Origin of the sequence: Herbaspirillum sp. C7C2 (genome assembly GCF_022627865.1) — a bacterium.
GTDB lineage: Bacteria > Pseudomonadota > Gammaproteobacteria > Burkholderiales > Burkholderiaceae_D > Herbaspirillum > Herbaspirillum frisingense.
This window is the reverse complement of the sequence record NZ_JABXGI010000004.1, coordinates 211288-231825: the sequence shown is the minus strand read 5'-3', so window position 1 is coordinate 231825 and position 20538 is coordinate 211288. Positions and strand designations below refer to the sequence as shown.

Below are 20538 nucleotides of genomic sequence, written 5' to 3'. Positions count from 1 at the left end.
CCAGACCGTTCAGCGCGTCCATTTGCGCTCGTAGTCCATCTCCTCGAAGTGCTGGACCAGGAAATCGATGAACACCCGGACCTTGGCCGGCAGGTGCTTGCGCCCCTGGTAGGCGATATTGATGGTCAGGCGCGGCAGGTCCCAGTCATCCAGCACCGGCACCAGCCGGCCGGCGACGACGTCGTCGTAGATGATGTAATTGGGCTGGATCAGGATGCCCAGCCCCTCCAGCGCGGCGGCCCGGATGATCTGGCCGTCGTTGGATTGCATCAGGGCGCTGATCTCCAGCGTGCGTTCACCGGCCTGGCGGTGGTGAAAGCGCAGGCTGTTGGGCTGGTTGGCATGGCTGTAGACCAGCAGGTCGTGCGTGGCCAGGTCCTCCAGCGTGCGCGGTACGCCACGTGCGGCCAGGTAACCCGGAGCGGCGGCCAGGATGCGGCGGGTCGAGGCCAGGCGGCGCACGGCGATGTTGGAATCCGGTTCGAACTCGCGGGTGCGGATGGCCACATCGATGCCACTGTCGAGCAGGTCGACGTAGCGATTGGCCGCTACCAGGTCCAGCGTGATGTCCGGATAGAGCCGGTGAAAGCGCGGCAGGATGGGGCTGATGTGCTTCATGCAGAACGACAGCGAGGAGGTCACCCGCAGCATGCCGCTGGGCGCCACGCTATTGGCGTTGACCAGTTCCTCGGCCTCCTTCATCTGCACCAGGGCCGCCTTGCATTGGCGGTAGAAGGCTTCACCGGTCTGGCTCAGCCCCAGGCGGCGCGTGCTGCGCTCCACCAGGCGTGCACCCAGGCGTTCTTCCAGCGCCGCCAGGCTGCGGCTGGCCGCGGCGTTGGACATGCCCAGCACCTCTGCCGCACGCGACAGGCTGCCCAGCTCGGCTACCTGCACGAAGAGTTCGAATTGGCTCCAGCGGTCCACCCGGGTCTCCCGTCATGGCCGGGTGGAAAACAGTTTTCCACTTCCGGCATATATCCCTCCAAAAAACCGGCCTATATTAACGCCCAGCGGAAAAATCTGGACGATCCACCCAAAATAAGCGAGGAGACCATGCTCAACCTGAACGAAGACACCATCACCCAGGCCGTGCTGGCCCGCCATGCAGGCATGCCCGACGAGCGCCTGCGGCAGATCATGACCAGCCTGGTGCAGCACCTGCACGCCTTCGCCCGCGAGGTCAAGCTGACCGAGGAAGAATGGTTCGAGGGCATCCGGTTTCTCACCGAGACCGGCCAGATGTGTTCCGACAAGCGCCAGGAATTCATCCTCCTCTCCGACACCCTGGGCCTGTCCACGCTGGTGATGGCGCAGCAGAACCACAAGCCCGCCGGTTGCACCGAGGCCACGGTGTTCGGTCCTTTCCATGTCGAGAATTCACCGCGCTACGAACTGGGTGCCGACATCGCCAACGGCGCACGGGGCGAGCCCTGCTTTGTCAGTGGCAGTGTGCGCGGACTGGATGGGCAGCCGCTGGCCCATGCCACGCTGGAAGTCTGGCAGGCCGACGAGGATGGCTTCTACGACGTGCAGTATCCAGACCTGGACCAGCTGCAAGCCCGTGGCACCCTGCAGACCGACGCCCAGGGGCGCTTCCATTTCCGCAGCATCCTGGCCAACTCCTATCCCATCCCGCATGATGGCCCGGTAGGGCGGATGCTGGACAAGCTGGGCCGGCATCCATGGCGCCCGGCCCACCTGCACTTTCGCATCCGGGCCGAGGGATATGAAACATTGATCACCCACGTGTTCCGCCGCGGCGACCACTACCTGGACTCGGATGCGGTGTTCGGTGTGCGTTCCACGCTGATTGCCGACTGGCCGCGCCATGAAGCGGGCATCGCCCCCGATGGCAGCCATTGCGAGCAGCCGTTCTACACGCTGCACTATGATTTCATCCTCAATCCCCAGCGCAACTGAACCGAGACCGTCATGCAAGCCTTTACCTACACCAGCGCTGCCGCCCGTGTGATCTTCGGCGCCGGCAGCCTGCAACATCTGGTCCGTGAAACCGAGCAGCTGGGCGCCCGCCGCGCGCTGGTGCTGTGCACCCCGGGCCAGCGTGCCGAGGCCGAACGCGTGGCCGCGCTGATCGGCGAGCGCTGCGCCGGCATCTTCGACCAGGCCGTCATGCATGTGCCCATCGAGACCGCGCGCCACGCCCGCGAAGTCGCCCGCGAACTGGAGGCCGACTGCGCCATCGCCATCGGCGGCGGTTCCACCATGGGCCTGGGCAAGGCCATCGCACTGGAGTCCGAGCTGCCCATCCTGGCCATCCCGACCACCTATGCCGGCAGCGAGATGACGCCGATCTATGGCATCACCGAAGCCGGCCTCAAGAAGACCGGGCGCGATGTGCGCGTCTTGCCGCGCACCGTGATCTACGATCCCGAGTTGAGCCTGGGCCTGCCGCTGCCCTTGTCGGTCACCAGCGGCATCAATGCCATGGCGCATGCGGCTGAGGGTTTGTACGCGCCCGATGCCAATCCCATCATGTCGATGCTGGCCGAGGAGGGTATCCGCGCACTGGCCGAAGGGCTGCCGCAGATCGTCCTGCGCGCCGATGACCTGGACGCCCGCAGCCAATGCCTGTACGGCGCCTGGCTGTGCGGGACGGTGCTGGGCAATGTCGGCATGTCGCTGCATCACAAGCTGTGCCACACGCTGGGCGGCAGCTACAACCTGCCGCATGCCGAGACCCACACCGTGATCCTGCCGCATGCACTGGCCTACAATGCGCCGGCCGCGCCGCAAGCCATGCAGCGCATCGCCCGCGCCCTCGGTAGCGGGGACGCAGCACAGGGCGTGCATGCGCTGGCGCGCACGCTGCAGGCGCCGTTGTCGCTGCGCGAGCTGGGCATGCCCCATGAAGAGCTTGATCGCTGCACCGATATCGCCTTGCAGAATGCCTACGCCAATCCACGTCCGCTGGAGCGGGCCGCCTTGCGCGCCTTGCTGGAAAATGCCTGGCATGGCCATGCACCGGCTGCGGGGAACTGAGATGGCGGTGCGGCACATCGTGATGTGGGACATCCAGGGCGAGCGCGGTAGCGCGCCGCATCTGGCCAATGTCGAACAGGTCAGGCAAGCCTTCGAAGGGCTGGCCGGCCGCATTCCCGGCCTGCGCCATCTGGAGGTCGGCACCGACGTCAGTGGCGTCGATTACGCCTGTGACGTGGTGCTGGTCACGGAATTCGACAGCGCCGAGGCCTTGCGCGCCTATGCCGATCATCCCGCCCACCTGGCCGTGCGCCAGCAACTAGGCAGCCTGCGCATCGCGCGGCACCAGGTGGATTATCCGGTGCGCTGAAAAGCGACCAAAAGCCGGGCTGAAAGGCTGCGCAAAAGTGGCAGACGCGCCACGCCCATCGATCAGCGCAGCAGCAGGTGACCGATGGCGGCGCGTTCTTCCATCAGTTCATCGACGGCCCCCTGCAGGCGTTCACGTGCGAACGCGTCGATCGCCAGGCCGGTGATACGTTCAATGCGACCTTCTTCGCAGCGCACTGGCACGCCAAAGAAAATCCCTTCCGGAATATCGTAGTCGCCATTGGAGGGCAGGCTCATTGATACCCACCGGCCGTGGCTGCCGCAGACCCAGTCACGCATGTGGTCCACCGCCGCACTGGCGGCTGATGCCGCTGATGATTTGCCGCGGGCTTCAATCACCGCACTGCCACGTTGTGCCACGCGGGGAATGAAGACTTCCCGATTCCATTGCTCATCCTGGATACGCAGGGGCACCGGCTCGCCTCCGACCAGCGCGAAGCGATAGTCGGCATACATGGTGGGTGAGTGATTGCCCCACACCATCACCTGCTCCAGGCTATCCACCGGTTCGCCCAGGCGCGTGGCCAGCATGGCGCGAGCCCGATTGTGGTCCAGTCGCATCATCGCGCTGAAGCAGGCGGGGGCGAGGTCGGGGGCGGCACTCATGGCGATGAGGGCATTGGTATTGGCCGGGTTGCCGACCACCAGCACCTTGACCGAGCGGCTGGCAACGGCATTGAGTGCGCGCCCCTGCTGGGCGAAGATGTTGGCGTTGGCTGCCAGCAGGTCGCGCCGTTCCATGCCCTTCTGGCGCGGCTGTGCGCCGACCAGGATGGCGTGATCGACCTGATCGAAGGCGCGCTCTGCGTCATCCGTGCAGACGATACCCCGCAGCAGCGGGAAGGCGCAGTCCTGCAATTCCATTTCCACGCCGCGCAGTGCCGGCTGCGCCGCAGGGACATCCAGCAAGCGCAGGCTGACCGGCTGGTCTGGCCCCAGCATGTCGCCGTTGGCGATGCGAAAGACCAGTGAATAACCGATTTGACCGGCGGCGCCGGTGATGGCGATGTGCTTGATTGGCTTCATGATGGACTCATAGTTGATGAATGGGAGGCCCGGTGCAGCAGAAATCGAATCTGAAGCTTCGACCTCCACCGCCCGTCTTGCCTGGACTGTTCTCGCAGACCGTGAATCCACTTTACGCACGTCTGATGAAGCTGTAAAACAACTTAATCTGTTTTGATCAACCTACAAAAAAGGTAGATATTTGCCTCGGTATTGCTGTCTCCCGACCGCTTAGACCATGCCGCCATTGGCGCGGATGGTCTGGCCGTTGATCCAGCCGCCGGCCGGGCTGACCAGGAAGGCCACCACCTCGGCGATATCGTCCGGCTGCGCCAGGCGTTCCAGCGGCGGCAGCTTGGCCAGGTGTTCGATCTGGGCCTCGGTCTTGTCCTTGAGGAAGAGATCGGTGGCGGTCGGTCCCGGCGCCACGGCATTGACGGTGATGCCGCGTCCGCGCAGTTCCTTGGCGAAGATGTTGGTCATGGCCTCCACCGCCGCCTTGGTGCCGGCATAGACCGAATACCCGGGCAACGCCAGGGCTTTCACGCTGCTGGAAAAGTTGACGATGCGGCCGCCGTCGCGCAGCCGTTTGGCGGCGATGCGCATGGTGTTGAAGCTTCCTTTGAGGTTGATGGCGATCAAGCGGTCGAAGAGCTCGTCATCGGTATCGGCCAGCATGGTCAGGCCGGGCTGGATGATGCCGGCGTTATTGACCAGGAAGTCGACGCCACCGAAAAGCGTGCAAGCCTGATCAACCATGGCGGCCACCTGTGCCGGGACGGCGACATCGGCCTGGACGGCGGCAGCCCGTCCGCCGGCGGCTTCGATCCCGGCCACGACCGCGTCTGCGTCGGCCTTGCGACCGGCATAGTTGATGATGACGGCGATGCCGTCGGCCGCCAGGCGCCTGGCGATGGCCGCCCCGATGCCGCGTGATGCGCCGGTGACGATGGCGACCTTGTTGCTGGAACGGGAGCCGGAAGCGGTATTGGCGATACTGGTCATGGTTTTTCTCCTGAATGGAAAGTCATTGGGACGGAACGGCATGGAAGAATCATCTCACCGGTATCGCTTCTGCTGTAGTCGTATAATCGACATATCGCTTATCCACTTATTGCATAGCCATGTTCGATGATCTGCTCCTGTTGCGCAGCTTCGTTGCCATCGTCGAATGCGGCAGCATCTCCGCGGCTGCACGGTCGCTGCAGATGGCCCAGCCGACCCTGAGCCGGCAGTTGAGCGCGTTGGAACAGCAGTGCGGCGCCGAGCTGCTCAGGCGCGATACCCATCGCATGAGCCTGACCGAGACCGGCCAGCGCTTCCTGCACGATGCCCGCGCCATCATCGAACTGGCCGACGCAGCCCAGCAACGACTGAGGCTGGAACAGGGCGGACTGCAGGGCAACATCCGGGTGTTTTCCACCATCGACTTCGGGCAGACCGTGGTGAGTCGTCTCATCAGCAGTTTCATCCACGCCCACCCCGGCGTGACGATGGAACTGGCCTATTCGAACCGTCCGCTGCACATGATCGAGGAGGGCTGCGACGTTGGCATCATCGCTGGCGAGCTGACCGACGACCGGGTGGTGGCGCGCTCCCTGGGACAGATCCGCCGTCATGTGGTGGCGTCGCCCGGGCTGGTGGCGGCACACCGCCGCTGCCGTCGTCCGGAAGACCTGCAGGAATGGCCGTGGGTGATCCTCTCGTCCGCTACCTTTGGCGGTACGCGCGAGGTAACGCTGTATCGGGACGGGGAAGAAAGTCGCCTGCAGGTACGCCCGCTGCTGCAATCCGAAGGCGTGACCAGCCTGCGCGAAGCAGCGCGCATGGACCTCGGCGTGGCGGCGTTGCCGACCTGGCTGGTCGAGGAGGATCTGGTCTCCGGCCGGCTGGTGCGACTGCTGCCGAAGTGGGAAGCCAGCACGCTGCCGGCGCATGTGGTCTATCCGGCGCGGCGCAACCTGCCGCTGCGGGCCAGGACCTTCGTGGACTTTGCGCTGGAGTACATGTCCACGGTCCTGACCTCGCACAGGCGCTGAAAAGCCGCGCTGAAGGATTGCACGGAAGAGCTGCGTCCGCTCTGCCTCAGGAGTGCAGGGCCTCGCTCCAGAGATCCACCGGACCCAGGCGATCAGCACTTTGCGTGGCCAGCATCCAGCCTGGATATTCCGGCGCTGCCGCTTTCCTCCCGCATCCGAGCGGGCGTTTCTGTGACGACATATTGCTGAGTTAGAATCGTTCGCCAAGACGTTATCAATACGTTGCTGAAAAAATTCACTTGGGGGGAAGAATGAGTTACTTCGAAAACCTGCCGCGTCGCAAATTTTTGCAGGCCGGGGCGGCATTGCTGTATGCGGGCAGTGTTCCTTCGGCGCTGCTCGCCGCGCCCGCGCTACATTCCCCCAGAAACCTGCGAGCCCTGCGCAGCAGCATGCACGGCCGTCTGATCTTCCCGGGTGAAATGGGCTATGCAATGGCCGCTGCACCCAACAATGCCCGCTATGCCGACATCCTGCCACGCGCCGTGGCGATGTGCGCCGACGCGCATGATGTCCAGCTCTGCCTGCGCTGGGCGGCCGACCATCGCGAGCCGTTTGCGATCCGCTCGGGCGGCCACAACTACGCTGGATTCTCCACCACCCGGGGCTTGCTGATCGACGTCAAGGCGATGAACAAGGTGTGGTACGACCTCGACAAGAACCGTGGCTACATCCAGGCCGGTGCCTGCAATCAGGATATGGCCGACGCTTTCAGCGGTACCAATTTCGCAATCCCCTCAGGCCGTTGCCCGACCGTGGGTGCCAGCGGCCTGGTGCTGGGCGGCGGCTGGGGTTTTTCCGCGACCCACGCGGGCCTGACCTGCGACAGCCTGGTGCAGACCGACCTGGTGCTGGCCAGCGGCAAGCAGGTCTCCGCCGATGCCGGCGGTGATTACAGCGACCTGTTCTGGGCGCTGCGCGGCGGGGGTGGCGGCAACTTTGGCGTCAACACCGCATTCAGCTTCGAATTGCATGAGGTCAAGGATGATGTGACCATCTTCAACATCGTGTGGCCGGGCGAGAAGCAGGTCGAATTGCTGCTTGCCCTGCAAGCGATCCAGAACGAGCACGCGCAGCATATCTCCACCCGCACCAAGGCCTATCCCAGCGCGCCAGGTGCGTATCCGAAGCGCGACCAGCTGCTGGTGACCACCTTGGGCCAGTTCTTCGGTCCGCGCGAAAAGGCGCTGGAAGTGCTGGCACCGGCGCTCAGTATGGTCAAACCGATCAAGCAGGACATCCGCCAGATGAGCTACTGGCAAGCACGCGACTACCTCATCACCGATGATCCGAATGGCATGTACGATCTGCGTTCGAGCTACGTCGCCGACAAGCTGCCGCCGGAAGCGCTGGAAACCATGCTGCGCTGGATGATGAAATGGCCCGGCGGCTCGCTGCTGCCGCAGAACATGGGCATCCTGTTCGCCATCGGCGGCAAGGTCAGGGAGGTGGCGGCGGACGCCACCGCGTATGTGCACCGCAATGCCAATTACATCTTCGAGATGGAGAGTGCCTGGGCGCCGATCGATCATCCTGACACGGTGCGCCGGCAACAGGCATGGCTGGCCGCTTACTTCGAGGACATGCAGTGCTATATGCTGCCGCAGTCCTACGTGAATTTCCCCAGCCGGAACCTGCCCCACTGGGCCAAGGCCTATTACGGCGGCAATCTGACACGACTGATGCGGGTGAAGAGAAAGTACGATCCCGAGAAGCTGTTCACGTTCGAGCAAAGCATACCGTCAGCTTGAAGAGGGAATCGCCTGGACCTGATCCACCCCGGGTCCGATCGAGGCCCAGGCATGCTATCTGTGAAGCATTCGTGCAGGTTCAACCCAGGTTACCGGCGAAGCGTCGTGCGTAGTCTTCACGTTTAAAGGCCTCGATCACGAAATCGATGAAGAATCGCGTCTTGGCCGGGAGCAGGTGGCGGCTCGCATAGTAGAGAGAGATTGCGCCCGCATCGGCCCACCAGCGCGGCAAAACCCGCACCAGCTCCGCCGACTCCAGTCCTGCCAGGATATCAGGAACGGCCACCATGGCCATACCCAAGCCCAACTGCACCTCGCTCTTGCATCAACCATAACCGGACCAGCCGGGCCGCCGCGTTGCTGGTGCAGCGCTGCGGCCACTTCGGACAGGGAGGCAGCTTGCACTTTGGTCAAGACCCTCGGCAAAGCGCGATTGCTGTCGCCCTGCTTGTTCAGGTTAAATCTGGCAGGCGCACGCCATTGCCTTTGTCTGTCACGACCTCGACAAGTAGATTCCGAATCCAGCGATGGCCAGCGTGTCCGTGGCTGCGCTCGTGCCAAATCAAGCTGACGTCGAACTGCTCCGAGAGCCAAGGGATATCGATCAAGACGAGCCGGTCCGCCTGGCCTCGTAGTTGCCGCCTCGGCACAAGGGCGACAAGATCGCTAGACGAAACGATCTCGGGGACGAAGAGGAAGGACGCTGCCGACATAACGACTTGGCGGCGCTGCCCAAGCGCTGCCAGTGCCTCGTCGATCGGCGTTGTGAAGGCGCCGCCCGATGGTGACACGATTACATGTTCCAGTTTCGCGAACTCTCCGGGCGTAAGTCCGGGCCTGAGACTTGGATGATCTCGTCGACCGATGAGGACGTAGGTCTCCGTGTATAGGTGGCAGGTTCGCAGATGCACGTGACTGGGATCAGGCGTGGTGAGAGCCAGGTCGATCTCGCCGCGACTTAGCTGTTGCTCCATCGACGCAGGATCCCAATGGCGAACGGCCAGGCGCACCCCCGGCGCGCGCTGCCTCAACGTCACAGCGAGCGGTATCAGGACCGCAGCCTGCACATAGTCCGTGCAAGCCACCGTGACTGTCAGCTTGCCCCGTGCCGGCGAGAAGTCTTTATGGGAATGGAGGGTAATTCGCAGTTGATCGAGCGCTTCTCGCAGCGGGCCGATTAGGTCGAGCGCCTTGGCCGTAGGCGTCATCCCGCGGTGGGCCGGGACAAGCAAGGGATCGTCGAACACATCCCGAAGGCGGCTCAACTGTGCGCTCACTGCTGGCTGACTAAGGTGAAGTCGCGCGGCCGCCTTTGTCACATTCCGCTCTGCCAGGAGAGCTTCAAGAGTCAGCAACAAATTGAGATCGATGCGTCCGGTATCCATGTGGTGGATTGTAGAGTAAAAAATAATCGATTTCACATATACCATGGCCAGAGGCCATCATGCGGTCATTGCAAACCACTTGGAGAACCGCACCATGACCAAGAAAGTCCTCATCGTCTACGCCCACCCTGAGCCGGCCTCGCTGACGCGGCAACTGGTCGATGTCTCGATTGAAGCCCTTACCGCCCAAGGGCATGAAGTCATTCAGTCGGACCTCTATGGCATGCGCTGGAAGGCTGTCTTCGATGCAGAGGATTTTCCGAGCAGGGTTAATCCTGATCGCCTCTCGTACATTATGGAATCAGGTCATGCCTATGCAACTGGGCAGCAGACGGCGGATGTCGCCGCAGAGCAGGTGAAGCTGCTGGCGGCCGATGCGGTGATCATGCAGTTCCCCCTCTGGTGGTATGGCTTGCCCGCCATCCTGAAAGGCTGGATCGATCGTGTCTACGCCTTCGGCTTTGCCTACGGGTACAAGAATGGCACCAACGAATATCGCTTTGGGGACGGCATCCTGAAGGGCAAGCGGGCGCTGGTTAACGTTTTGGCAGGCGGCCCGGCTGCGGACTATGGTCCGCGCGGCATCAACGGCCCGATTGATCAGCTGCTCTTTCCGCTCACCCACGGCGCGCTTTTCTATCCAGGCATGGACGTGCTCCCCGTCCATCCGGTGTACGGCGCCGCCCATGTCGGCAAAGCGGAAGAGATCGAACTCATCCGGGCGGCGTGGCGTAGTCGCGTCGAACGCCTGTTCGACGACGCGCCGATTCCGTTTCGCTCGCAGAACGGAGGCAGCTTTCCCGATCGCCACACCATGGCCGACCATGTTTCGCCAGGCCAAACCGGCATCGCCGCGCACATTGCCGACCTGACCGACGCATAAGGACATGGTAATGGATATGGCCCTCATCGGGCTTGGGCAAATGGGCTCGGGTATGGCCGCCAGGCTGGCCTGGAACAATCGCGACAAGGATGTCTTTCCGGACATCCCTGGCGAGGCCGAATGGATCCCGCTGCCGGCGCACCCAAAGAACACGGATGTCAACGAACTCGCTTGGACGACAATAAACAAAAAACCCGCTATCTCCTAGGAGATAAGCGGGTTTTCCGGATGTCCTTGGATTTCAAAGGACTGATGTTTGGTGGAGCCGGCGGGAATCGAACCCGCGTCCAGAAGCACTCTACAGACAGTTCTACATGCGTAGTGCAGTCAATTGGTTTTGATCCTGGCGACGCGGACGCACACGCTTCGACAGGACGAGTTACCTTGGATTTAATGACGTATCAAGTAACCCGATACGCCACGATTCCCTGTAAATGACTCTACCGCTGTTGCCAGCACACCCCAGGGAAGAAGTGCTGTAGAGCTAGAAGTTTCTTAGGTTTCTAGGTGCGATTTACGCTGCGAGAGCGTAAGATTCGTCGTTTGCATTTAAGCAGTTCCGGATGGATTAACGAGGTAACCAGTCCTCGGCATGCCCTGTTCCGCTTTGCAACCCCTGTCGAAACCAAGTCGGCCCCGTGAGTGTTGAAGCTTCGCAAATCCAGCTGGGCGCTTGAACCTGCGTATTACGCTTGCCTCCCGCTAGAGAGGCGCCCGCTTTTCGGCGGGAGGTAAATTATAACCTACTCCTTGTTGTATGGGCGTGGCCGCGCTTTTCAAGGTCCGGCGTCCACTCCGTTCATCCATTCATCCATCCGTTCATTCATCCAGTCACTGGATCGTCAGTTCCACCCGCGCCTTGGGCTCCTTGGCTGGAATACCGGTGCCGTCCAGCCTGGGGGCGATCAGGAAGATACGCGCCGGGTCGATCACACTTTGCTCCTGCAGGTAATTGCGCACCTGGTCGGCACGACGCTGGGCCAGATTGCGCAGATCATCCTGGGTGACCTCGGTATGTTCCAGGATCATCTTTTCCATCTCTTCCGGCGGTAAGGACTTGGACAACCCGATCATGTTGCGCGGCTTGTCGAACTTGCTGTCCTTGTAGACGCGCTCCAGATACTTGCCGCGCTCGGCCGGGCTGATGCGCACCGGGCCGGAGGGCTGGCCTTCGCGGGCGATCAGGTCGGCGCGTTTCAGGCCGCGCATCTTGCGTTCCAGGGCTTCCTGGCGCAGGCCCTGGTCATCGACCTGAGGATCGACGCGGCCGGTGATGTCGAGCTTGATGCCGGGGCGTTCGTGCAGGACATAGCCCAGCGCATCGAGCTTCTTGCGGACCTCGTCGGTGACCTCGGAAGAGCCCGGCGCGAACTCGATATAGCGTAGTTCGCCGATGTGCTCGTCGGCACGGAACATCGATCCGATGAGGGCAAAGGGCGAGGTAACGGCCTTGACGATCAGGTTCACGAAGACCCGTACGATGATGCCGCCGACCGAGAACTCAGGGTCGGAGAGCGAGCCTGAGATCGGCAGGTTGAGATTGATATTGCCGTCACGGTCCTTGAGCAGCGATACCGCCAGCATGACCGGCAGCTTGGTGGCGTCGGGGCTGTCCACGCGTTCGCCGAAGGTCAGCTGTTCGATGCGCAGGTCGTTCTGGGCGACCAGCTTGTCGTTCTCGATCTTGTATTGCACGTCCATGGACAGCTTGCCCTTGGTGATCGGATAGCCGGCGTACTTGGCGGAGTACGGCGTCAGGCGCGGCAGTTGCACGCCGTTGGCGCTGGCCTTGAGATCCAGGTACATGGGCTTGAACAAGGGATTGAGCGAGCCGGAAATCTGCAGCGGGGCATCGTTGTCGATCTTGCCGCTGATGTTGACGGGAGCGGGCTGCGGTTTCTCCGAGGAGATCTGGCCGATGGTGCCGGCCAGGCCGGTCATGTTGGCGGTGTAGTTGGGTTTGACGAAGTTGTCGGTGTAGTTGATGTTGCCGCCTTCCAGGACCACCTGACCGATGCGTACGATGGGGGCATCAGCGGAGGCGGCCGGCGTGGTCACCGGGGCGGTGGAGGTGGTCTTGCGGGAGCTGCCGATGTTGCCGGGCGTGGCGTCCTTGCTGTCCTTCTTGCTGTCGTCGGTGATCGAGCCCTGTTCCTGGGCGTCGGCCACGACGATGTCTTGCAGGTTCAGGCGGCCCTTGTCGGAAAGGATGGCGCGGGCGTAGAAGTTGGACAGGGTGATCTTCTCCAGCGCCACTTGCGTGCGTGCACCCAGTCTGGCCTGGATGCCACTCACGGCCAGGGTGCGCCAGCGCAGGAAGTCGGTGGAGGTGACCTTGTCCTGCATGCGCAGGTTGGTGACGGCAGCCTCGCCCTTGTAGTCCAGCGCGAGCTTTTGGCTCTCCAGCGGCGGCGTGACGGCCAGCTTGCCCTTGGCGCTGACCAGGCCGCTACTGAAGGTCACGTTGAGGACATTGGTGAAGTAGTGCTGGAAGGGCGTGATGGGCAGGTCCTTGACGTCCAGGTCGAGGTCCAGCTGCTTCAGGTGGGACGCAGCCTGGCCGCTCAGTTCGGCACTGCCGGCTTTGTCGAAGCGTGCCTGCAGCTTGAAGGGGATGGGCTGGTCCAGCGTGTCACTGAGATTTTTCGCCTGCAATGACAGGGACTGCAGGCTGATCGGCTGGGCCCCCTTGCCGGGCGGCGTCAGGCGCAGGTCGGCCAGGTCCACGCTGGTGTCGTCGAGCTTGATGTGCCCATCGCGCAGTTGCAGGGTGGAGTTACCGGAGAGCTTGCCGGCGATGTCGGTGACGGGGCTGCGCGCCAGGTAATTGCGGTAGGCGGCAAGGTCGATGCGTTCCAGCTTGAGCTTGCCACTGACCTGTGCCTTGAGCGGCTGGACCTGACCGTCGAAGGCCAGCGTGCCGTGACCGTTTTCCGTCACCGACAGGTTCAGTTGGGCGGGCTTGGCATCGACGGCGGTCGACAGGCCGGTGGCATTGATCTCCAGTTTGGAGAGCTTGATGTCCTGCGCCGGGCTGGCGTTGGCCTGGTCACGCCAGTGGATGTCGCCGCCGCTTACTTTCAGTTGTTGCAGGACGATGGGGGCCGCTGGTGCGGGTGTCGCTGGTGCAGCCGGAGTCGCCGGAGTCGCCGGTGCCGGCGTGCTGGCCTGCGCTGGCGTGGCGCCCGGTTTGGCCGGCGCCTTGCTGTTGCTGGTACCGCTGCCGAGGGCGCGCAACCAGTTGATTTCGCCGCGGGCATTCATGTCGACCCAGACTTGCGGCTGTTCCAGGCTGACCTGGCTGATCTCGCCGCTGGCGGCCAGCAGGTCGAATTGTCCGAGCTGCACGGCCAGTGACTTGGCCTTGAGCAGCGGGGCCTTGGCCTTGTCCTGCAAGGAAATGTCATCGATCCGGATATCACCGGCCAGGGTCACGGTGGGCTTGTCTTCCTTGCGACTGAAGCCCAGGTCCAGCCTGGTGGTGAGCTTGGCGCTCTGCACGGCCAGGGGCAGTTCGGCGGGGACGAAGGGCAGGTAGCTGACCAGGTCCAGCTGGTCGATGTCGATGGCGAATGCCGATTCCTGCGACGAGGTGAAGGGTTTGCTGCGACCCTTCAGGTGCAGCGGCGTGCCGTTGATGGTGGCGGCAAGTTGCGGCTGCACGAAACTGTCGATGTTGCCGGGCAGGTTGGAGATGAAGGGCAGACCGAGTTGTAGGGCGGCGATGTCGATGTTTTTGCCGCTGACCTTGTCTTCGAAGTGGATTGCGCCATCCTGCAATTGCACGTTGGCAAGCGAGAAGCGGGCCTGGCCTTCGCTCTTGGGCTGTGCAGCCAGACGGTCGAGGATGTCGGAGAAGTTGTAGTGGCCGCTGCCGTTGGCGTCCAGGCGGATGACATGCAGTTGCGGAGTGGTCAGCTTGATCTCATCAAGTACCGGTGCCATGCGTAGCAGTGAGGCCGAGGAGGCGTCCACCAGCAATGATTGGGCGCTGAAGAAGGCACTCTTACCGTCGGCTTCGAAGAGCGTGATATCGGAGGCCCGCAGCGCCAGCCGGAAGGGATTGAAGCTGATCTCGCCGATAGAGAGCTTGCGGCCGATCTGGGCCTGGGTCTGATCGACGGCGATCTTGCGCACCAGCGCCGGCAGGGCGGCCCAGCTGAGGGCGGCCAGCACCAGCAGGACGACCAGGATCCAGCCCAGCCATCTGAGGGGGCGGCGCAGACGCTGCCATGCGGGGTGCTGGGTGAAAGAGGCGGTGCCCGGCTTGGTCATTGCGGTTTTCCCTTGTCGGTGCCGGCCCGTCGGCTGCATTGGCTGCAATGGCTGCAATCCTTGCAAGGGAGGCCGGTTCTGATTGTGATGTGTCGGCGGTGAGCCTGTCTGCCGTCATTCTAATGCGAGGCGTCGTCACTGTGACACGTGAGGCTGGCGCAGGCTAGGAGGGGAAAGCGGCGCCAAAGTTTCCGCTGGGCGCCGCTGGGAAATCAGGAGAGGAGGGTGAGGATCTGCAGTGGGGCGTGCAGCAGGACGTCGGCATCCCATCCGGTGGGCTCGCTGTGACCGCAGTAGCCCCAGGCCGCAGCGATGGTGGGCATGCTGGCGGCACGGCCGGCCTGGATGTCGCGCAGGTCGTCGCCGACGTACCAGCAATCCTCGGGCGCCAGTTGCAGGCGCCGTGCGGCTTCCAGCAGCGGTGCGGGGTGGGGCTTGGGGTGCGGGGTGGTATCGCCGGAGACGATGCAGGCAGCGTGGCCCAGGCCGATCTGCGGGGCTAGCACGTCGGTGAAGCGCGCAGCCTTGTTGGTGACGATGCCCCAGGCGATCTGGCGCGATTCCAGCTGTGCCAGCAGTTCGGGGATGCCGTCAAACAGGCGGCTGTGCTGGCTCATGTTGGCTTCGTAGCGATCCAGGAAGCGCACGCGCAGCGCTTCATATTCGTCGTGCTCGGGATGGATGCCGAGCGCTGCCCCGATCAGGCCGCGTGCACCGGCCGAGGCGACCGGGCGAAGCTGCTCATAGGGCGCATCGTCCAGGCCGCGCTCCTGGCGCAGGAAATTGGCGGCCGCCGCAAGGTCGGGCGCGGTATCGGCGAGGGTGCCGTCAAGGTCGAACAGGATTGCGCGCGGGGGGCGTAATGGCATGGGGTCTTGTCTGTGATGGCGGTGGAGAGGAGCGGCCGCAGCAGGGCGCTGCGGCGCGATGGCGGATCAGGCCAGCTTGGTACAGGCGACCAGGTAGTTGACGCTGGTGTCTTCGTTGAGGGAGTAGATCTTGGTCAACGGGTTGTAGCCCATGCCCTTGAAGGCGTCGATCTGCAGGTCGGCCTCGCGGGTGTAGCGGGCCAGTTCGGCCGGGGTGATGAACTTGGCGTAATCGTGCGTGCCCTTGGGGAGCAGGCGCAGGACGTATTCGGCGCCGATGATGGCCATCAGGTAGGACTTCATGTTGCGGTTGAGCGTGGAGAAGAACAGCTTGCCGCCCGGCTTGGCCAGGGTGGCGGCGGCGCGCACGATGGCGGCCGGATCGGGTACGTGTTCCAGCATTTCCATGCAGGTCACCACGTCGTACCGGCCGGCTTCGCGTGCGGCCATGTCTTCGGCGGCGATTTTCTCGTAGCGCACCTGTACGCCTGATTCCATGCTGTGCAGGTCGGCCACTTTCAAGGCCTTGTCGGAGAGGTCGATGCCGGTGACGTCGGCGCCCTTGATGGCCATGGATTCGGCCAGGATGCCGCCACCACAGCCGATGTCGATGACTTTCTTGCCGGCCAGCGGAGCGCGGGCATTGATCCACTCCAGGCGCAGCGGGTTGATTTCGTGCAGGGGACGGAATTCGGAACCCGGGTCCCACCAGCGATGGGCCAGTTCACTGAATTTCTGGATCTCTTGGGGATCGGCGTTCATGGTCGCGTTGGTCGCATTGGTCGTGTTCATGGGCCTAATGATAGCCCAAACGGACAGTCCCGGTTGGCGGCGGCAGATCAAGTGATGCGGCAAAAAGGGGCTGACGCGCAAATGCCGCAGCAATAAAAAAACCCCGCCGAAGCGGGGTTCATTGAGCCTTGTAGCGTCAATCGATTACTTGCGGGTACCCACAACTTCGATTTCCACACGACGGTTCTTGGCGCGGCCAGCAGCGGTCTTGTTGTCAGCGACCGGTTGCGACTTGCCCTTACCTTCGGTGTAGACGCGGTTGGCTTCAACGCCCTTCGAAACCAGGTAGGCCTTGACGGACTCAGCGCGGCGAACCGACAGCTTCTGGTTGTAGGCGACGGAGCCGATCGAGTCGGTGTGGCCGACGGCGATGATGACTTCCAGGTTGATGGCCTTCAGGTTACCAACCAGTTCGTCCAGCTTGGCCTTGCCAGCCGGCTTCAGGGTTGCCTTGTCGAAGTCGAAGAATGCGTCAGCAGCGTAGGTGACCTTTTCCGAGGTCGGAGCAGCGACAGGAGCCGGAGCCGGAGCAGGAGCAGCAGCGGCAACCGGAGCCGGTGCCGGCGGTTCTTCGCACGGACCGTTCACGTAAGCGGTTTGCCAGCACAGACCGTAACCGCTGCGGGTCACGACGTCACGGCCATCTTGCAGGTACAGGCTGCCGGGACGAACCTTGATGTCCTTGGTTTCCTGAGCGGTGGCAGACAGTGCGATGGCTGCGGACGCAGCAGCGAAGACGAGTTTTGCTAATTTGTTCATGTTTCTCCTCTCGGGTGAGATATCCGCAGATAAACTGCGCTACAAGATTACGACATCAAAAAATGAATAATATCATGTGTTCAGGTCGTCACAGGCCCTTGTTCCATGGGGCTAGTAATGAACTTAGCCGCCATTCTGCCACACGGATTGCCCTTGAGCGATGCTTGCCAATTGGTCCAGACAACGTTTTTGGGACTGTGTTGTTTCTTCGCAACGGGATATTTTTGAGCCATTTTTGTTCCATCTGAGCCTGAAAAACCCCGATTTTTTCTAGAAAATCCTTATTTTTCATACAGTTCGCGCATTTTCGTCTCGGCAAGTAGTTGTCATTTTCTCCGAGGCATTGTCGGCGGCGATGTGGATCATTTTTCGGAGCCGGGGCACGGGAATGATCCCGAGAAAGTTTTTGGCGCTTGTTATTTTGGCATCAGGTAGGCCAGCGCAAGGAAAACAATGCCTTCTGGTAATGCTTCCGTATCCATCTCCCCAATCTGGTGCGTCAACGGCCTGGCTGCCGGATGCCGCCACTAATATATATAGCGAGTGCGACCACAAGGCCAGCCGCTCTCGCAGGCTGGGAGCGGCTGTGCGGCGGGCATCTGAAATTTGCGTCACTTCCCTGGCGGGCGGTGAAGCGCGCCGTTGGAGGCGTTTTGAGGGCGGTTGAAGGGCTTTTGACCCTCCTGGCGTGCTAGAATCCACTGTTCTGATCAGTCCAAGGGCCACGCCCGCCCGGCAGGATTTTCTGGCCGGGAAACATCTTTCGACTCTCCAATGGATCAATTCGCTAAAGAAACCATCCCCATTTCCCTCGAAGAAGAGATGCGCAAGAGTTACCTCGATTACGCCATGAGCGTGATCGTGGGTCGGGCACTGCCGGACGTGCGCGATGGCTTGAAGCCGGTGCACCGCCGCGTGCTGTACGCGATGCACGAGATGAACAACGTCTGGAACCGTCCCTTCGTGAAGTGCGCGCGCGTGGTCGGTGAAGTGATGGGCAAGTATCACCCGCACGGTGACGCTTCCATCTATGACACCCTGGTGCGTATGGCCCAGGACTTCTCGCTGCGCTATACCCTGGTCGACGGCCAGGGCAACTTCGGTTCCATCGACGGCGACGGCGCTGCGGCGATGCGTTACACCGAGTGCCGCCTGGACAAGATCTCCAACGAATTGCTGGCCGACATCGAGAAGGAAACCGTCGATTTCGTGCCCAACTACGACGGCAAGGAAAAGGAACCTTCGGTCCTGCCGACCCGTATCCCCAACCTGCTGGTCAACGGCTCCTCCGGCATCGCCGTGGGCATGGCCACCAACATCCCGCCGCACAACATCACCGAGGTGATCAACGGCGCGCTGCATCTGCTGGCCAACGAGCATTGCACCATCGATGAACTGATCGAACTGGTGCCGGCACCGGACTTCCCGACCGGCGGCATCATCTATGGCGTCTCCGGCGTGCGTGACGGTTATCGTACCGGTCGCGGCCGTGTGGTCATGCGCGCAAAGACCCACTTCGAAGAGTATGGCCGCGAAGGTCGTATCGCCATCATCGTCGATGAGCTGCCCTACCAGGTCAACAAGAAGGCCTTGCTGGAACGTATCGCCGAGCTGGTGCGCGACAAGAAGCTCGAAGGCATTTCCGACCTGCGCGACGAGTCCGACAAGTCGGGCATGCGCGTGGTCATTGAATTGAAGCGCGGCGAAGTGCCCGAGGTGGTCCTGAACAACCTCTACAAGCAGACCCAGCTGCAGGACACCTTCGGCATGAACATGGTGGCGCTGGTCGATGGTCAGCCCCGCCTGCTGAACCTGAAGCAGTTGCTGGAATGCTTCCTGTCGCACCGTCGTGAAGTGGTCACCCGCCGCACCGTGTTCGAACTGCGCAAGGCGCGCGAACGTGGCCACGTGCTGGAAGGTCTGGCCGTGGCACTGGCCAACATCGACGACTTCATCGCCATCATCCGTGCCGCACCGACGCCGCCGATCGCCAAGGCCGAGCTGATGACGCGTGCCTGGGATTCGTCCATGGTGCGCGAGATGCTGGCCCGCGCCGGCGAAGCCAACGAAGGCGGTATCGAAGCCTTCCGTCCGGAAAGCCTGCCGTCCCACTACGGCATCCAGTCCGATGGCCTGTACAAGCTCTCCGACGAGCAGGCCCAGGAAATCCTGCAGATGCGTCTGCAACGCCTGACCGGCCTGGAGCAGGACAAGATCGTCAACGAATACAAGGACGTCATGGCGCAGATCGCCGACCTGCTGGACATCCTGTCCAAGCCGGCCCGCGTGACCGCCATCATCACCGACGAGCTCAACGCCGCCCGCAACGACTACGGCATCGGCGCCAAGGACGAGCGTCGCTCCACCATCGAGCACAATGCCACCGACCTGGCCACCGAAGACCTGATCACGCCGCAGGACATGGTGGTCACGCTTTCGCACACCGGCTACATGAAGTCGCAGCCGGTCTCCGAATACCGTGCGCAAAAGCGCGGCGGTCGCGGCAAGCAGGCCATGGCGACCAAGGATGACGACTGGATCGACCAGCTCTTCATCGCCAACACGCATGACTACATCCTGTGCTTCTCCAACCGTGGCCGCCTGTACTGGCTGAAGGTCTGGGAAGTGCCGCAGGGCTCGCGCAACTCGCGCGGCAAGCCCATCGTCAACATGTTCCCGCTGCAGGATGGCGAGAAGATCACCGTGATCCTGCCGGTGTCGGGCGCCAACCGCAGCTTCCCGGATGACCGCTACGTCTTCATGGCCACCAGCCTGGGCACGGTCAAGAAGACCCCGCTGTCGGACTTCTCCAACCCGCGCAAGGCCGGCATCATCGCCGTGGACCTCGATGAAGGCGACTTCCTGATCGGTGCCGCGCTGACCGATGGCGCCCATGATGTGATGCTGTTCTCGGATGCCGGCAAGGCCGTGCGCTTCGATGAAAACGATGTCCGTCCGATGGGCCGTACCGCCCGTGGCGTGCGCGGCATGAACCTGGAAGAAACGCAGCAGGTCATCGCCCTGCTGGTGGCAGAGAACGAGCAGCAGTCGGTGCTCACCGCCACCGAGAACGGCTTCGGCAAGCGTACCCCGATCACCGAGTACACCCGCCATGGCCGTGGCACCAAGGGCATGATCGCGATCCAGACCAGCGAGCGTAACGGCAAGGTAGTGGCTGCGACCCTGGTCGATTCCAGCGACGAGATCATGCTGATCACCACCGGTGGCGTGCTGATTCGCACCCGCGTCTCGGAGATCCGCGAGATGGGTCGTGCCACCCAGGGCGTGACCCTGATCGCGGTGGAGGACGGCACCAAGCTGTCCGGCCTGCAACGCGTGGTCGAGTCCGATGTGGAAGACGTGATTGACGGCGAGAACGCCGAGGGTGCCGGCAGCGAAGCTCCTGCCGCTGGCGAGTAAAGCAAGTCCCGGGCGGCTGGCGACATG

The 20538-nt window shown here is 62.6% G+C and carries 17 protein-coding genes and 1 other RNA gene; 8 read left to right on the top strand and 10 right to left on the bottom strand.

Annotated features, from left to right (window positions below):
- Positions 1-9 precede the first annotated feature (9 nt).
- On the bottom strand, positions 10-927 hold the full coding sequence (locus HWE04_RS09105) for a LysR family transcriptional regulator (RefSeq protein ID WP_077235483.1): 918 nt from the start codon (positions 925-927) through the stop codon (positions 10-12).
- Between the two features lie 129 nt (positions 928-1056).
- Here HWE04_RS09105 and HWE04_RS09100 point away from each other — a divergent pair, with 129 nt between their 5' ends.
- From HWE04_RS09100 to HWE04_RS09090, 3 genes are read left to right on the top strand one after another with little or no spacing between them, the layout of a single operon-like run.
- Positions 1057-1923, top strand: a complete 867-nt coding sequence (locus HWE04_RS09100) for an intradiol ring-cleavage dioxygenase (protein WP_006462093.1) — start codon at positions 1057-1059, stop codon at positions 1921-1923.
- Between the two features lie 12 nt (positions 1924-1935).
- The gene (locus HWE04_RS09095) at positions 1936-3003 is read left to right on the top strand and encodes a maleylacetate reductase (RefSeq protein ID WP_241812188.1); all 1068 of its coding nucleotides are present in this window, start codon (positions 1936-1938) and stop codon (positions 3001-3003) included.
- A 1-nt stretch (position 3004) separates the two neighbouring features.
- Positions 3005-3313 (top strand): Dabb family protein, encoded by a 309-nt coding sequence (locus HWE04_RS09090; RefSeq protein ID WP_039874383.1) that lies wholly within the window; start codon positions 3005-3007, stop codon positions 3311-3313.
- Positions 3314-3375: 62 nt separating this feature from the next.
- Here HWE04_RS09090 and HWE04_RS09085 read toward each other — a convergent pair whose 3' ends face one another.
- Positions 3376-4362: a malate dehydrogenase gene (locus tag HWE04_RS09085; RefSeq protein WP_039874428.1), complete on the bottom strand. Its 987-nt coding sequence runs from the start codon at positions 4360-4362 to the stop codon at positions 3376-3378.
- 207 nt (positions 4363-4569) lie between these two features.
- On the bottom strand, positions 4570-5343 hold the full coding sequence (locus HWE04_RS09080; protein WP_077235486.1) for an SDR family oxidoreductase: 774 nt from the start codon (positions 5341-5343) through the stop codon (positions 4570-4572).
- Positions 5344-5462: 119 nt separating this feature from the next.
- Here HWE04_RS09080 and HWE04_RS09075 point away from each other — a divergent pair, with 119 nt between their 5' ends.
- On the top strand, positions 5463-6377 hold the full coding sequence (locus HWE04_RS09075; RefSeq protein WP_241812187.1) for a LysR family transcriptional regulator: 915 nt from the start codon (positions 5463-5465) through the stop codon (positions 6375-6377).
- A 251-nt stretch (positions 6378-6628) separates the two neighbouring features.
- Positions 6629-8128, top strand: coding sequence for an FAD-binding oxidoreductase (locus HWE04_RS09070; RefSeq protein ID WP_241812186.1), 1500 nt, complete (start codon positions 6629-6631; stop codon positions 8126-8128).
- A gap of 79 nt (positions 8129-8207) precedes the next feature.
- Here the strand turns inward: HWE04_RS09070 and HWE04_RS09065 are convergent, their stop codons facing one another.
- Positions 8208-8423: a transcriptional regulator gene (locus HWE04_RS09065; protein WP_241812185.1), complete on the bottom strand. Its 216-nt coding sequence runs from the start codon at positions 8421-8423 to the stop codon at positions 8208-8210.
- A gap of 157 nt (positions 8424-8580) precedes the next feature.
- Entirely contained in the window at positions 8581-9558 is a 978-nt protein-coding gene (locus HWE04_RS09060) for a LysR family transcriptional regulator (RefSeq protein ID WP_241812184.1), read from the bottom strand.
- Between the two features lie 49 nt (positions 9559-9607).
- Here HWE04_RS09060 and HWE04_RS09055 point away from each other — a divergent pair, with 49 nt between their 5' ends.
- Complete coding sequence (locus tag HWE04_RS09055) at positions 9608-10396, top strand: NAD(P)H-dependent oxidoreductase (RefSeq protein ID WP_241812183.1); 789 nt, start codon at positions 9608-9610, stop codon at positions 10394-10396.
- Positions 10397-10406: 10 nt separating this feature from the next.
- On the top strand, positions 10407-10604 hold the full coding sequence (locus tag HWE04_RS09050; RefSeq protein ID WP_241812182.1) for a hypothetical protein: 198 nt from the start codon (positions 10407-10409) through the stop codon (positions 10602-10604).
- A 49-nt stretch (positions 10605-10653) separates the two neighbouring features.
- On the opposite strand, the gene ssrA is transcribed toward HWE04_RS09050, so the two are convergent.
- The 5 genes from ssrA to ompA form a co-directional block, all read right to left on the bottom strand.
- Positions 10654-11034, bottom strand: a transfer-messenger RNA (tmRNA) gene (gene ssrA / locus HWE04_RS09045).
- Between the two features lie 193 nt (positions 11035-11227).
- Positions 11228-14671: a DUF748 domain-containing protein gene (locus HWE04_RS09040; protein ID WP_241812181.1), complete on the bottom strand. Its 3444-nt coding sequence runs from the start codon at positions 14669-14671 to the stop codon at positions 11228-11230.
- Positions 14672-14883: 212 nt separating this feature from the next.
- Positions 14884-15540, bottom strand: coding sequence for an HAD family hydrolase (locus HWE04_RS09035; RefSeq protein ID WP_241812180.1), 657 nt, complete (start codon positions 15538-15540; stop codon positions 14884-14886).
- A gap of 66 nt (positions 15541-15606) precedes the next feature.
- A complete protein-coding gene (gene ubiG, locus HWE04_RS09030) occupies positions 15607-16332 on the bottom strand; it encodes a bifunctional 2-polyprenyl-6-hydroxyphenol methylase/3-demethylubiquinol 3-O-methyltransferase UbiG (protein WP_241812179.1) in 726 nt (241 codons plus the stop codon).
- Positions 16333-16476: 144 nt separating this feature from the next.
- Positions 16477-17091 (bottom strand): outer membrane protein OmpA, encoded by a 615-nt coding sequence (gene ompA / locus HWE04_RS09025; protein WP_006462111.1) that lies wholly within the window; start codon positions 17089-17091, stop codon positions 16477-16479.
- Positions 17092-17865: 774 nt separating this feature from the next.
- Here ompA and gyrA point away from each other — a divergent pair.
- Positions 17866-20511, top strand: a complete 2646-nt coding sequence (gyrA, locus tag HWE04_RS09020; RefSeq protein WP_241812178.1) for a DNA gyrase subunit A — start codon at positions 17866-17868, stop codon at positions 20509-20511.
- The last annotated feature ends 27 nt before the right edge of the window (positions 20512-20538 follow it).